The 14,135-nt window shown below is 61.1% G+C and carries 15 protein-coding genes and 1 pseudogene; 11 read left to right on the top strand and 5 right to left on the bottom strand.

Annotated elements, in window-relative coordinates:
• From ACM62Q_RS11800 to ACM62Q_RS11780, 5 genes are all read left to right on the top strand, one after another.
• Positions 1-579: ATP-binding cassette domain-containing protein (locus tag ACM62Q_RS11800; protein ID WP_415036806.1), on the top strand; the 579-nt coding region annotated here is incomplete at its 5' end.
• Positions 576-962 (top strand): diacylglycerol kinase, encoded by a 387-nt coding sequence (locus ACM62Q_RS11795; protein WP_415036804.1) that lies wholly within the window; start codon positions 576-578, stop codon positions 960-962. The genes ACM62Q_RS11800 and ACM62Q_RS11795, both read left to right, overlap by 4 nt.
• Positions 963-967: 5 nt before the next feature.
• The gene (locus tag ACM62Q_RS11790) at positions 968-1,453 is read left to right on the top strand and encodes a tetratricopeptide repeat protein (RefSeq protein WP_415036802.1); all 486 of its coding nucleotides are present in this window, start codon (positions 968-970) and stop codon (positions 1,451-1,453) included.
• Positions 1,375-1,914: a DUF3592 domain-containing protein gene (locus ACM62Q_RS11785; RefSeq protein WP_415036800.1), complete on the top strand. Its 540-nt coding sequence runs from the start codon at positions 1,375-1,377 to the stop codon at positions 1,912-1,914. Before ACM62Q_RS11790 ends, ACM62Q_RS11785 begins: the two co-directional genes overlap by 79 nt.
• A 22-nt stretch (positions 1,915-1,936) precedes the next feature.
• Positions 1,937-2,185: a hypothetical protein gene (locus ACM62Q_RS11780; protein WP_415036798.1), complete on the top strand. Its 249-nt coding sequence runs from the start codon at positions 1,937-1,939 to the stop codon at positions 2,183-2,185.
• A 1-nt stretch (position 2,186) separates the two neighbouring features.
• Here ACM62Q_RS11780 and ACM62Q_RS11775 read toward each other — a convergent pair whose 3' ends face one another.
• Entirely contained in the window at positions 2,187-5,648 is a 3,462-nt protein-coding gene (locus ACM62Q_RS11775) for a UvrD-helicase domain-containing protein (RefSeq protein ID WP_415036796.1), read from the bottom strand.
• A 117-nt stretch (positions 5,649-5,765) separates the two neighbouring features.
• Here ACM62Q_RS11775 and ACM62Q_RS11770 point away from each other — a divergent pair, with 117 nt between their 5' ends.
• From ACM62Q_RS11770 to ACM62Q_RS11745, 6 genes are all read left to right on the top strand, one after another.
• Complete coding sequence (locus ACM62Q_RS11770) at positions 5,766-7,070, top strand: DUF3422 family protein (protein WP_415036794.1); 1,305 nt, start codon at positions 5,766-5,768, stop codon at positions 7,068-7,070.
• Positions 7,071-7,146: 76 nt separating this feature from the next.
• Entirely contained in the window at positions 7,147-8,079 is a 933-nt protein-coding gene (locus ACM62Q_RS11765) for a phosphoribosylaminoimidazolesuccinocarboxamide synthase (RefSeq protein ID WP_415036792.1), read from the top strand.
• 63 nt (positions 8,080-8,142) lie between these two features.
• Positions 8,143-10,209, top strand: a complete 2,067-nt coding sequence (locus ACM62Q_RS11760) for a M3 family metallopeptidase (RefSeq protein ID WP_415036790.1) — start codon at positions 8,143-8,145, stop codon at positions 10,207-10,209.
• A 22-nt stretch (positions 10,210-10,231) separates the two neighbouring features.
• The gene (locus ACM62Q_RS11755; RefSeq protein ID WP_415036788.1) at positions 10,232-10,699 is read left to right on the top strand and encodes a DUF4124 domain-containing protein; all 468 of its coding nucleotides are present in this window, start codon (positions 10,232-10,234) and stop codon (positions 10,697-10,699) included.
• Between the two features lie 30 nt (positions 10,700-10,729).
• Positions 10,730-12,019, top strand: coding sequence for a diguanylate cyclase (locus ACM62Q_RS11750; RefSeq protein WP_415036786.1), 1,290 nt, complete (start codon positions 10,730-10,732; stop codon positions 12,017-12,019).
• Between the two features lie 40 nt (positions 12,020-12,059).
• Positions 12,060-12,554, top strand: a complete 495-nt coding sequence (locus ACM62Q_RS11745) for a thioesterase family protein (RefSeq protein ID WP_415036784.1) — start codon at positions 12,060-12,062, stop codon at positions 12,552-12,554.
• On the opposite strand, the gene ACM62Q_RS11740 is transcribed toward ACM62Q_RS11745, so the two are convergent.
• From ACM62Q_RS11740 to ACM62Q_RS11725, 4 genes and pseudogenes are all read right to left on the bottom strand, one after another.
• Positions 12,547-13,056, bottom strand: a complete 510-nt coding sequence (locus ACM62Q_RS11740; protein ID WP_415036782.1) for a hypothetical protein — start codon at positions 13,054-13,056, stop codon at positions 12,547-12,549. The genes ACM62Q_RS11745 and ACM62Q_RS11740 overlap by 8 nt on opposite strands.
• Positions 13,057-13,098: 42 nt before the next feature.
• On the bottom strand, positions 13,099-13,359 hold the full coding sequence (locus ACM62Q_RS11735) for a hypothetical protein (protein ID WP_415036780.1): 261 nt from the start codon (positions 13,357-13,359) through the stop codon (positions 13,099-13,101).
• Positions 13,331-13,621, bottom strand: a complete 291-nt coding sequence (locus ACM62Q_RS11730) for a BrnT family toxin (RefSeq protein ID WP_415036778.1) — start codon at positions 13,619-13,621, stop codon at positions 13,331-13,333. The genes ACM62Q_RS11735 and ACM62Q_RS11730 overlap by 29 nt, the downstream gene beginning before the upstream one ends.
• Positions 13,622-13,709: 88 nt before the next feature.
• A pseudogene (locus ACM62Q_RS11725) lies at positions 13,710-14,135 on the bottom strand (polyphosphate kinase 2); the annotation flags it as partial.

The raw sequence follows: 14,135 nt of genomic DNA, 5'->3' as shown, positions 1-14,135 counted from the left end.
ATGCACTTCCTGCCGGACATCTACGTGCCGTGCGACGTCTGCCACGGCCAGCGCTACAACCGCGAAACCCTGGAAATCCAGTACAAGGGCAAAAACATCCACGAGGTGCTGCGCATGACGGTAGAAGAAGCGCGCGCCTTTTTCGACCCCGTGCCGCTCGTCGCCCGCAAACTGCAGACGCTGGTGGATGTCGGCCTCTCCTACATCACCCTCGGCCAGAGCGCCACCACGCTTTCCGGCGGCGAAGCACAGCGCGTCAAACTGGCGCTCGAACTCTCCAAGCGCGACACCGGCCGCACCCTCTACATCCTCGACGAACCCACCACCGGCCTGCACTTCGCCGACATCGAACTGCTTCTGAAAGTGCTGCACCGCCTGGCCGACCACGGCAACACCATCGTCGTCATCGAACACAATCTCGACGTGATCAAAACTGCCGACTGGCTGATCGACCTCGGCCCCGAAGGCGGTGCCGGCGGCGGCCGCATCCTCGCCGCTGGCCCGCCAGAGCAGTTGGTCAAGTGCAAGACCAGCCACACCGGGCGTTTTCTCAAATCTTTGCTGGATAAAAAAGCATGAGCGACTACCGGGAATTCAAAGGCAAACAAGGCCTGAGCCGACTCTTCAACGCCCTGGGCTATTCGCGCGATGGGCTGGCGGCCGCCTGGAAGCACGAAGCGGCCTTTCGTGAGGAAGTGCTGCTGGCGCTCATCGCCCTGCCGCTGGCGCTCTATTTCGGGCAGGACGGTGTCGAACGGGCGCTCTTGGTGGGCAGCATTTTGCTCGTCCTCATCGTCGAGATTCTTAATTCCGGGCTGGAAGCCATTGTCGACAAGGCCAGCCCGGAAAAACACGAGCTCGCCAAACGCGCCAAAGACATGGGCAGCGCCGCCGTTTTGCTCGCACTCGTCAATGCCGCCGCAGTCTGGGCTTGCATCCTGTGGCCGGGCGCGGCATCCTGAACAGTATGAATGACCGCCCGCACGACACCCCGCACGTCACCCTGAGCACTGCCGTCACGCTTACCGGCTTGAGCAAGCGCACGCTGTGGCGGCGCATTGCCGACGGCTTGCTGCGCAAAATGGCCAGTGGGCGGCCAGAAGAAGAATCGCGCCTGGTGGTGGCAGATTTATTACAGCTGGGCAAACTCGAGTTGAGCCCCAGCGAACAAGACAACCTGCTGCGCGCTGACCGAGGCGAGCCCTCGGCACAACTCGCCCTCGCTCTCTTTTTTCTGCAGCGCCAACGCCCGGAAGCTGCCGTCCAGTGGTTGACCAAAGCGGCGCAGCAAAATCAGGCCGATGCCATGCATTGGCTGGGCACCCTCTATGCCGAGGGCAGCGGCGTCGAACGCGATGAGCGCCAGGCATCCGAGTGGATCCGCAAGGCGGCCGCGCAGCACCACCCCATCGCCCAGGCACAGATGGCCGCCCTATTTCCGGGCACGCAGTAAGCGCCACCACAAGAGCTCGGGAGAAGGTTTTGCCGTTAAAACACCGCCTGCAGCTGTTCTTCTTCCTGGTTTTTTTCCTTCCAGGATTATTGTCTGTGGCCTATTCGCTGACGCTGCTGGCACAAACGGCAAGAAACTTCAGTGACTCTGTCAGAACACGCGGCACCATCGTGCGCTACGACAAACAAAACAAACGGCGGCTCGGGCAGCGCTTTTGCCCGGTCGTTACCTTCCAGCATGGGGCCGGCAATTACCAATTTACCGATGCATGGTGCAACAAATCGGTACAAGACGCGCCGCCCGGGACGGCTGTCGCCGTTATTTTCAAAGCCAGTGATCCTTCAGTCGCCAGCATCGATGAATTCATGGCGCTTTATGGAAAGAGCCTGTTCGTCGGCGTGATCGGCGCGCCGTTTTTACTCTTGGGCGGCGCGCTGCTGGTTCGCGTCCGCGTCCGCTAATTTTTTGCCAAGCCAGCCGCTGATGAGCGCACCGGGTCAAGATTATCCTGATTTAGCCGAGATCGCCCGTGGGCGGGTTGCGCGTTTTTTTAATCTCGCACTGGGTGCGCTCTGTGTCGTTCTCGGGTTTCTGATTTTGGCGCTGGACGAAACGCCGCGCTGGCCACTCGCCCTGCTTGCCCTACCCTGCCTGACGCTGGGCAGCAATGCGCTGTGGGCCGGCTGGCGCGGGCGGGCCTCCTGGTTGGCGCGCATCGGCCCCTTACCCTAGGCTAGGGTTTCGCCAGCTCGACAAATTCGCCTTGCAAGGCAAACCATATCGCCAGACGAATCGGCCTGGGGTCGGCGGCAAAAAGTGCGGCATAACGCTCCAGTTGCGCTCGGTATTCCTCCGCCTTGGCGGGCAGCTCGGAGGTCGGTGCGCGCACATTTTTGTAATCGATGATCCAGCGCTCGCCCTCGGCCACGAATACGCGGTCGATGATGTGCTGCGCACTACCCTGGGCATCTTGCGTCGTCCAGCCCTGCTCGACGTCGCTTTCCGGGTGCGCGCTGAGTAACCAGCGGCCGCGCGGCGAATTCAGGGTATTACGTAAAGCCTGCTCAGTTTCCGCACAAGCCAGAGCCACCTCTTCTGCTGGCAAGCCCCGTGCCTGCAGCCAATGTTGCCAGCCGCCACGGCAGCGCGCCAACCGCTCCAGCGGCCAGGCCGCCAGCCCCTCGCGCACGATCAGTTCAAGACAGCGGTGGATCAGCGTGCCGGTCAAGCTTTCGCGCGTGGCGGCGACGTTTGCGCCTCGGCTATGGGTCTGCGCCTCGACCTCTGGTGCAGCAACAGCGGGCGGGGCCGGTGTCGCCAACTGCGCCGGCAGCTGCAGTTGCGGCAAGCGCAGCAGCGGCGGCACAAAGGTTTCCAGCGCAAGCGCCGGCGCGGCTTTTTGCATGTTTTTCTGCAGCAAAGCTGCGGCACTGCACTGGGTGCCGATTTGGGGCCAGAGCAGGGCGAGAAAACTGTTCGGCGGCGGCGCTTTCACCTCGTTCGGCGCAACTGCCTCGGCCGCGGTCGGTTCCGCTTCGGGCGCATCTGCCCCAGTCGTTGCTTCGGCTTCGGCTTCATTCTCTGCCTGCGTTTTCACCACCGCCAGCCAATGCAGCTGACCAATGGCGCGCGTCGCCGCGACATAAAGCAGACGCTCGCTTTCGTGCCTGCTGCGCTGCTTCTCCAGCTGGCGCAGCAAATCATAGAGGCTGGCTTCGCCGCGTTTTTCACCGCGCGCCGCCATCGGGGCAACCAAAAGCTGGGCCTGGCCCTCTTCGCCCACCGCCTCGTCCCACAACAGCAAAGGGCTGTCATTATGTTTGGGCGAGCGCGCCAGCCCCGGCACGATGACCGTTTCAAACTCCAGGCCCTTGGCCTTGTGGATGGTCATCATCTGAATCGCGCCGCCCAGCGGATCGGCTGGTGCGTAAAGATCGTCCAGCGCCTGGGTCAGAGCGTCCGGCGTCAAACGCCCCTGCAGATGCAGGCGCTCGATGAGTTCGAACAGGTTTTCAATATCGGCCACATCGCTCGCCTGCGGCAAGGCATCGGCCCCGCCCAACAACAACCAGGTGCCCTCCAGCCAGCGCCGCGGGCTTTGCCGCTGGCGTTCGGCCAAGGCTTGCGCCAACACGCCGCGCACATGCAAAAGGCGGCCCCGGCCGTCTTCACTGAGCGCCGCCAGACGTTGCGCATCGTGCATCAACTGCCACACGGTACGCCTGTTGTCACCGGCGGCCAAGGCGTGCAAATCCGCCAAACACAGACCGCAACAGGGCGAACGCAAGAGCGCCAGCCAATTCACCCGGTCGGCACGGTGGCTGAGGGCGCGGTAAAGAATCAAGACATCGGCAACATGCTGGCGCTCGGACAAAGCTTCGATTTCCACCGCCTGAAAACGCAGTGCCGGTGCCTCTCGGCGCAGGGTCGCCACAAGGGCTTCCAAGTGGCGACGGGCGCGCACCAGGATTGCGATGCGTCCTTGCGGATCGCGCGCGCGCGCCGCCTCGATCAAGCGCAAAGCAAGCGCCGCCTCCTCGGCGCTGCCATCTTCGCCTTGCCGGGCGAGCAAACTGTGCACCTGCACGGCGCTCGCCGGATGCGGCGCGCGCGTCGCCACGGCGGCAGAAAAACGCACCGCCCCGGCGAGCGGCTCATCGATTGGCGCAAAGATCTGCGGAAAAACCTGATTCACCCAATCGACCACCGCCGGGTGCGAGCGGTTATTGCGGTACAGCCGCAAATGCTCGAGCGGCACGCCGCCCATACCCGTCTCCCGCACCTTGAGAAACAAACCCACGTCGGCTTTACGAAAACGGTAGATCGACTGCATCGGGTCGCCGACCACAAAGAGCGTACGTCCATCCCCCGGCACCCAGCCGCGCATGAGTTTTTCCAGCAAGGCCACCTGGCCCGGGCTGGTGTCCTGAAACTCATCGACCAAAAGATGCTGAATGCGGTAGTCCAGCGCCTGCGCAAGATCGGTCGGCGCATCGTCATCGCCCAAGGCAAGATTTGCCCGGCTGGCAATTTCGACGAAATCAACCTCTCCCGCGGCCTGAAAGATCAGCCACAGCTGCCCAGCCGCCAGACGCAAAAGGCGGGAAAAATTCTCCACCGCTGCCCACTGCGCATCACTGAATTTCGCTGGCGGCAAAGCACGCACCGCCGCCAGCGCCCTGGCCCAATCTTCCTGCGGTGCCAGCGTTTGCAGCAAGGCCTGCATGGCGGCTTTTTGTTCGGCGAATTCTTTGCCCGGCAAAAAACCCTGGTTCTTGTTAACGCTTTTGCGCCATGTGCCGGCCTGGGTGAGAAACAAATCGGCCAGCTGCTGCCAGGCGGGCAAATCCGCCAGTTCCCCCGTCAAAGGGCTCTGCCAATCCGCCAGATGAGCAAACGCCGCCGGTAACTGGCTGGCCGCAAACCGTGCACTGGGCATCAAGGCTGCTTGCACCTTGGCATCGAATATCGAGGCCGCCTGCCGCAGCTCCAGCACGATCAGCGCGGCAAAAGCGGCTTCGACATCCTCGCGCCGAGCCATGCCGCCATCGACCGAAGCGGCTTGCGGCAGCCATTGCTCACGTCGGCTGAGCATGTCCACCAAAAGCTTTTCCAATGCCGGCGCATCGTTATCCATGAATTGCAAGGCGCCAGCAAGGATTTCCCCCGTCGGTCCACCGTCTTCGAGCAGGGCGAAAGTCTGGCGGGCGGCCGCCGCGTAATGTTCTGCCGCTTTCTCGGTCACCTGCGGCTGCGCGCCAAAACGCGACAACAGAGGCATCTGGCGCGCCAGACTGGCCGCCAAAGCATCCAAGGTCATAATCCGCAAACGCCCGGGGTGCGCCCCTAAGCCCCAATTTTTTTCTGCATCGCGCGCCTGCACGGCCTGCGCCCAGCGGCGCGTTTCTGCCTTGTGCGGCGGCAGATCCTCGGGGGCCGGCAAGGCCGCTGCATCCAGGCTGCTCAGGATGCGATCGCGCATTTCACTGGCCGCTTTATTGGTGAAGGTCAGCGCCAAAACCTCTTCCGGGGCCTCCACGACCGCTAATAAACGCAGCACCCGCTGCGTCAGCAATTCCGTTTTACCCGCGCCGGCGGGGGCCTCGACGATGAAAGAGGCGAGCGCCAAGGCACGTTCGCGGGCGGCCGCATCGGCTGCCAGGCAAAGCGCCTGATCTTCATGATTTTCCTGCAAAATCAACCCCTTCAAAGCAAAGTATCGGATTTTTAAGGCCGCAATACGGCCTTTCCCTTCTTGAATCAGGCGATGCTACAATCTTTTGCACTGCAACATTTTTTTTGACCGACCACCATGCACCCGCGCCTGATCGTTGCCGATTTGCAAGAACACCCCCTGCGCCAGCGTTTGAACAACGAGTTTCACGCCCGTCCGTCAACGCCTTTGGCCGGAGCCTATCTGGTCTCGCATCTGGTATTCAAGCACAAACCCAGCGAGATCGAGGCAGAACGGGCCAATCTGGAAAAAATCTGCCAGAGCCAGATCTGCCTTTCCGTCGATAGTTCGGACGCCCATTTGACGCTCGAAACCGCCGTTTTCCGCCTACGCTGGGAATTGCATACCGAATTTTCTTCTTACACCTTTTACCGCAAACTCGACCCCGCGAGCACGCTTTCGCCCGACGATACCGCCTTTGACGCGCTGCGTCCTGAGCTTTTACACACCATTCCCGGCAAGCTGATCGTCGCCTGCCACGTGGAACTGCGCCCGACGAGCGAAATCAGCCCAAACAGCATCCTCGCCGGCGTCGCCCCCAATGGCCGCACCCTGGGCGGCGCGCAAATTGCCGACAAAGCCGCCTGGGTATTTACCGATTTCAAACTCGATAACGGTTTCTCCCGCTTTCTGGTGCTCAACGACAGCCTCAGCCAGCGCCAGACGGGGGCCGCCGTGCAACGCCTGGTGGATATCGAAACCTATCGCATGATGGCCTTGCTCGGTCTGCCGGTGGCCAAGGAGGTCGCCGGCTGGCTCTATCGTTGCGAACAACAACTGGCCGGCCTGATGACGCGCATCGGCCAGGCGCAGAACCCGGAAGACGAACGCAGCGTGCTGGCCTCGCTCACCCAGCTGGCCGCCGAAGTGGAAAACTCACTGGCCCGCGCCACCTTCCGCTTCGGCGCTTCCGCCGCTTACCACGGCCTGGTGAATCAACGCATCGAAGAATTGCGTGAAACCCGCATTCCCGGCCTGCCGACCCTGGAAGAATTCATGCAGCGCCGCCTGCTGCCGGCGATGAAAACCTGCGAAGCCATCAGCCGCCGCCAGGAAGAGCTTTCTGCGCGCATCGCCCGCAACAGCCAACTGCTGCGCACGCGGGTAGACATCGAACTGGAACGCCAGAACCAAGAACTGCTCTCGCAGATGAACCGCCGCGCCAAACTGCAACTGCGCCTGCAAGAAACCGTCGAAGGGCTCTCGGTCGTGGTGCTCACCTACTACGGCTCGCAACTCGTGCACTATCTCGCCAAAGGCACGAAAACCCTGCACCACCTGGACAGCGACCTCATCACCGCCAGCGCCATTCCCGTGATCGCCGGCTTCGTTGCCTGGGGCACCCGACGTATGCGCAAAAAATTGCAGAAAGAAGAAGGCTAAGCCGCCCCCGCACGGGCACAACAGCTTCCCCGGGAGCCTCCCGTATAATTCCCGCTTTACCTTAGGGAATATGATCGTGACCGCTCCGCTCTTTGCCTCTTCCATCACCAGCCTGCCGCTTCTTTCCAAAGGCAAGGTCCGCGATATTTATGCGGTGGATGCCGACAAGCTCTTGATCGTCACCACCGACCGCCTGTCGGCCTTCGACGTCATCCTGCCCGATCCCATTCCGCAGAAGGGCGCGGTATTACAGGCGGTGGCGAATTTCTGGTTCGACAAGCTCTCCCACATCGTCCCCAATCAACTGACCGGCATCGACCCGGAAAACGTGGTGGCGGAAAGCGAACGCGAACAGGTGCGCGGCCGCGCCGTGGTGGTGAAGCGCCTGAAACCGCTGCCCATCGAAGCCGTGGTACGCGGTTACGTGATTGGCTCCGGCTGGAAGGATTACCAACAGACCGGGGCCATTTGCGGCATTGCCCTGCCCGCCGGGTTGAAAATGGCGGCCAAATTGCCCGCCCCGATTTTCACCCCGGCCACCAAGGCCGAAGTGGGTGACCACGACGAGAACGTCTCTTTCGCCCAGGCTGCCGCCCACTGCGATGCCGCGCTCAACGAAGCCCTCGCCGGCACCGGCAAGACCGGCGCGCAACTGTGCGCCGAAGCCCGTGAGGCGGCGATTCGTCTCTATCAGGAAGCCTCCGATTACGCCGCCACGCGCGGCATCATCATCGCCGACACCAAGTTCGAATTCGGTATCGACGCCGCCGGCACCCTGCATCTCATCGACGAGGCGCTGACTCCGGATTCCTCCCGCTTCTGGCCCGCCGACCAGTACACCGAAGGCAGCAACCCGCCCTCCTACGACAAGCAGTACGTGCGCGACTACCTGGAAACCCTGGACTGGAACAAGACCGCCCCCGGCCCCAAACTGCCGCCCGAGGTGATTGAACGTACCGCCGCCAAATACCGCGAAGCCTATGAGCGCCTGACCGGCAAGCACCTCTAAAACACCCGGGCGACATGTTCGCCCCTTGTTTTTTTCTACCCCATCAATGATTGCCCCCCTGCCATGCCCCTGAACCCTCTGCTCGACTTCACTGACCTGCCCCGCTTTGATGCCATCACCCCGGCACACGTCACGCCGGCCATCACCGAATTGCTCAGCGCCGGGCGGACACTGGTCGAGCGCCTGAGCCACTCCGACACCGCAGCCACCTGGGAAGATTTTGCCGCGCCACTCAATGCCGGGCTGGAAAACCTGGGGCGCGCCTGGGGTGTCGTCGGGCACCTGCATTCGGTCAACGACGTGCCGGCCTGGCGCGAGGCGTACAACGCCCTGTTGCCGGAAATATCGCGTTTTTACAGCGAACTCGGGCAAAACCTCGCCTTGTTCGCCAAGTACCGCGCCTTGCGTGACAGCCCGGCCTTTGCCCAACTCAGCACGGCGCAGAAAAAAATCGTCGATAACGAAATTCGCGATTTCCGCCTCGGCGGCGCCGAGCTGCCGGAGGCCGACAAACCCCGTTTTCAGGCCATTCAGGAAACGCTCTCGCAGCTCTCGGCAAAGTTTTCCGAAAACCTGCTCGATGCCACCAACGCCTTCAGCCTGATCCTGACCGATGCCGCCCAACTCGCCGGTCTGCCCGAATATGCCCGGGAAGCCGCCCGCACTGCCGCCCAGGAAAGCGGCAGTGAAGGCTGGAAGTTCACCCTGCACGCGCCCTCCTACGGCCCGTTCATGCAATACGCCGAAAACCGCGAGCTGCGCGCCCAGATGTACCGCGCCTACGCCACCCGCGCCGCCGAAATCGACAACGGTTATTCCCTGCCAGAATGGGACAACGGCCCTCTGATCACGCAAATGCTCGCCCTGAAAGCAGAAAAAGCGGCACTCCTGGGCTTTGCCAATTACGCTGAAATTTCGCTCGACAGCAAAATGGCAAAAAACCCGCAAGAGGTTCTGCGCTTTCTGCGTGACATGGCGCAAAAAGCCAAACCTTTTGCCGAAAAAGACTTGGCCGAGCTGCAAACCTTTGCCCGCGAAACACTGGGCATCACTGATTTTCAGCCCTGGGACGCCGCCTACGCCTCGGAAAAACTCCTCGAAGCGCGCTATGCCTTTTCGGAACAAGAGGTCAAACAGTATTTCACGCAACCCAAGGTAATCGCCGGTCTGTTCGCCGCCATTGAAAAACTTTTCGCCGTGCGCATCGCCCCAGATCAAGCCCCCGTCTGGCACGAAGACGTGCGCTTTTACCGCATCACGACGCCCGAAGGTCGCCTTATTGGGCAGTTTTACCTTGATCTCTACGCCCGCGAAACCAAGCGCGGCGGTGCCTGGATGGACGAAGCACGCACCCGCCAGCGCGTGGGCAGCGGCATCCAGACGCCAGTGGCCTACCTCAACTGCAATTTTGCCCGCCCGGTCGGCGAGCGCGACGGCCAGCCCCTGCCCGCCACCTTCACCCACGACGAAGTCATCACCCTCTTTCACGAAACCGGCCACGGTCTGCACCACCTCCTGACACGCGGCGAAGAACTGGGCGTTTCTGGCATTCACGGCGTGGAATGGGATGCCGTCGAGCTGCCCTCGCAATTCATGGAAAATTACTGCTGGGAATGGGAGGTGCTGCAAGCCATGAGCGCCCACATCGACACCGGCGCACCGCTGCCGCGCGCTTTGTTCGACAAGATGCTGGCCGCCAAAAATTTCCAGAGCGGCCTCATGGCCGTGCGCCAACTGGAGTTTTCGCTCTTCGACATGCTCTTGCACAGCGCCCCGGCGCCCAACAACAGCGCCGAGGTACTCGCCCTCTTGCAGGCGGTGCGCGCCGAAGTCGCCGTCCTTTTTCCGCCCCCCTGGCACCGTTTTCCGCACAGCTTCTCGCACATCTTTGGCGGCGGCTATGCGGCCGGCTACTACAGTTACAAATGGGCGGAAGTGCTGTCCGCCGACTGTTACGCCGCATTCGAAGAAGCGGGCGACCCTTTCGACCCCGCCACCGGCCGGCGCTTTCTCGACGAAATCCTGTCGCGCGGCGGCGAACGCTCGGCGCTCGACAATTTTCTCGCCTTCCGTGGCCGCCCGCCCAGCCCGGACGCCTTGCTGCGCCACAGCGGCATGATCGCCGCCTGATTTTCCTCTACCGGAGAACCCCATGCGCCGCCTCCGCCTGCCCTTCCTTGCCGCCAGCCTGCTCCTGACCGGCGTCGCTGCCGATGCCCAGACCTATCGCTGGACCGACGCCAATGGCCGCACCGTGCTCTCCGACACCCCGCCCCCGGGGCAAGCCCGCCAGGCCGCGCGCGTGGGCGGCAAGGCGCAGGCCGCCGACAACCTGCCCTTCGCCACCCGGCAGGCCGCCGCCAATTTCCCGGTCACCCTGTACACCACCCAAGACTGCGACCCGGAATGCCAGAGCGCCCGCGATCTGCTCAAAGCGCGCGGCATTCCCTTTCACGAAAAACGGATCGAAAACGCAGCCGACCAGGCCGCCCTCACGGCCCTGATCGGCGACGTTTTCGTGCCCAGCCTGCAAGTCGGCCGCCAGCACCAGCGCGGCTTCAACGCCAGCCTGTACGAGCAGATGCTCGATCTGGCGGGCTATCCGAAATCCGGCAAATAAGCGCCGCCCCGCTTCGCAACACAAAAAGCCATGGCTCAACACGACAGCATTTCACCCGCACTCCCCCTGGATGCGGCGCAACTGCGCTATCTGCTCGACGACGTGGGGGCCTGCATCTACGCCAAGGACAGGCATGGCCGATATACCTTCGCCAATCGCGCCACCCTGGCGCTGTGGGGGCAGGAAGACAGCGGGCAGATCGTCGGCCAGACAGACCACGATTTTTTCGAAGCCGAGACAGCAGCAAATGTCGCGCATAACGACCGTGAAGCCATCGAATTCGCCCGCACCATTTCCCGCGAAGAAACCAATCGGGTCAAAGGCGGTGCCGGCGCGCGCATCTTCCTGAGCATCAAGAAACCGCTGTTCGATCAAACCGGCCAGGTTTCCGGGATGTACGGCGTCTCGACCGACATCACGGCCTTCAAACAGCTCGAAGAGGAATTGCGCCAGGAAAAAGAGCAACTCCGGCTGGTGCTGGACAACATGGAGGCCACCGTATACGTCAAGAACCGCCAGCGCCGCTATCTCTACGCCAATCAGCACATAGCCGTCGCCTACGGAAAAACCGTCGACGAAATCGTCGGCCAGCTTGAAACCGATTTGGTCGGCCAAGAGCTTTCCGATTTTTTCTCCCAGGCCGACCGCGTCGTGCTCGAAGAAGGCAGAAAAATCGCCCTGAAGGAATCCTTTCTTAGCCCGGATGGCAAGCAGCGGCATTACTGGTCGATCAAGATGCCCATCGTCTTCAACGGCGAACCGGGCTTGATCGGCTTCAGCAGCGACATCACCGAACTGCACGACCTGCAGGAAGAGTTGAAAAACCTCGCCAATACCGACTCCCTGACCGGCGCAGCCAATCGTCGTTTCTTCCTTGTTGCGGCGGAGCAAGAGTTGCTGCGCAGCAAAACCTTGCTGACGCCTTTGTCGCTGGCGCTCTTTGACATCGACTGGTTCAAGAAAATCAATGACACCTGGGGCCACCCGGTCGGGGATCGCGTGCTCAAGGCCGTTGCCCAGATCTGTCAAAGTCAGTTGCGCAAACAGAACCTCTTTGCCCGCATCGGCGGCGAAGAATTTGCCATTCTGCTGCCCAAAACCGGTCTAGCCGAAGCCCAGAAAATTGCCGAACGCCTGCGCGCCGCCATCACCACGATCCATTTCGAGGACATCCCGGAGATGGGACCGATTTCAGCCAGCTTTGGCCTGACCGCCTGCCCGGATGAAACGCCCCACTTCGACGCACTTTTCGCCCGTGCCGACAAGGCGCTCTATCAAGCCAAAGCGGCCGGGCGCAACCGGGTGCACAGCGCTGAGTAGCGCCCACCACCGACGGCTCACTTATTTATTCGCATCCACCATGACGCCACCTACCGCCGCCCTCCCCCGCCGCTCCAGCGCTGAACAAGTACGGCTGGAAGCCACTTTGCGCGAGATGTTCGAGCATCGCATCAGTTTCAACGAAGTGCTCGGGCTGAAAGTCGCCTCCTTCGATCCGCAGGCAGCGCAGTTGCGTTTTGCCATGCGCCCGGAACTGGTCGGCCATTACCTGTACGGACGCCTGCATGGCGGGGTAATTTCGGCCGTACTCGACACTGCGGGCGGGTTTGCCGCCGTCGTCGGAATTGCCGAAAAATACGCCAACGAAACGGCGGAACAGGTGGCGCACCGCTTTGGCCGCGTCGGCACCATCGACCTGCGCACCGATTTTTTACAACAAGGCATCGGCAAGCTGTTTACCGCCACCGGCCTCATCACCCGCTTGGGAGGGCGCATCGCCTCGGTGCAGATGCGCCTGGAAAACGAAAGCGGACTACTGATCGCCACCGGCTCGGCAGCTTACGTCATCAGCTAGGCCGCTTGCGCTTGGAGAGATAGCTGAGCAGAAACCCAGCACAGCCACCAATGAGCAACGCCAGAATGCCAGGTGGCGTCAAAACAATAACGAGACCAAAAGCGGCCAAATAGGAAATGAACTGACCTGGAGCGAAGAAAACAGCAAGCAATACAGAGATACTGAGAGCTGTAAGAATAGTGATGGAAATACCTGCAATGATTGCAATCACTTTTGAGCGGCCGACCAGATAACGATGACTGGCCGCTGCGAGTAACGCAGAAATCACGGCTGCGGGAATGCCCAAAAAAAGGCCAATAGCAGGAGAATATTCAGGCCCGGTACCTCGAAACACCCACAGCACAGCAAGCAAGGCAGCCACTGCGAACACAAACGCGCAGAAACGCCGGCTGACGGGATGGTGTTCAACCTGTTTCCGCTCCGCCTCAGTGGCCTTGACAGTGAAGACGAGGATGCCAAAAGGAATTGTTATTGCTAGCAGAAGCACAACAAGTACAAGCATGGAATATAGGCCCCACGTAGAGCTATCCGGCGCTGCGCGGCTTTATGCGTGAGGACCGGGTGAACGCCCGGTTGGAGCTTGAGCATCGACATAGGCATCAATGAGCCGACGAATCATGCGTTGGTACTGGGTGTGATGTTTGGCGGCCTCAGACTTGAAGAACTCGATGCTCTTCTTGCTCAGAGCCAAGGTTACTTTCACGCCTTCTTCACGAAACGCCAATTCGGCAGGCGAAGGGAGGAAGTCTGCAAGCACCTGAGTCTTACCGAGGGGTTCATCGGTGTATTTGATTTTCGCGCTCATAGATGGCCTTTCCTTTACGCCAATAACCGGCGCCGATGATTCGAATAAGCAAAGCGCGGTAAGTGAACCGCACCGTGAGCACACCGCCATCAACTTCACCAAAGCAATAGAACCGCTCTTCGGTTTGGCTATGGGCCTCGTCTTTGGCGATCACGCGCAGTGGGTCCGCAAAAGCGTATTGGGCACGGAAAAAGGATACTCCGTGCTTTCTCTGATTTTCGATGTCCTTGTCGGGATCCCAATCAAAGCGAGTTTTTGCCATAGACGTAAAGTAGCATTAAACCATGTAAAAAACCATACAGTGATATGGAAAACAACATAGGAACTGGCAAGCGATCGCATCTCCTGGCTTACGCCTCGCCGCGTTCGTACACCAGATTGGCGCGGCCTACGATGAGCGGATCGAGCGTGCCGACGAGGCTCACATCCTTGTTGGTGTAGGGCAGCTTGTGCAGGACGTAGCGCAGGGCGTTCAAGCGGGCGCGTTTTTTACAGTTGGATTTGATCACCGTCCACGGCGCATCCGCCGTGTCGGTGTGAAAGAACATGGCTTCCTTGGCCTTGCCGTAGTCGTCCCATTTGTCGAGCGAAGCCATGTCGATCGGCGAGAGTTTCCACTGTTTGAGCGGGTGCACCTGACGTTCGCGGAAGCGCCGGCGCTGCTCTTCGCGGCTGACCGAGAACCAGAACTTGATGAGGTGGATGCCGTTACGCACCAGCATGCGCTCGAATTCCGGGCATTGGCGCACGAATTCGTTGTATTCCTGGTCGGAGCA

The organism is Azonexus sp., from assembly GCF_047638095.1.
Lineage (GTDB): Bacteria > Pseudomonadota > Gammaproteobacteria > Burkholderiales > Rhodocyclaceae > Azonexus.
Note: the sequence above shows the minus strand (reverse complement) of the source record. Positions and strands in the feature narration are given on the sequence as shown.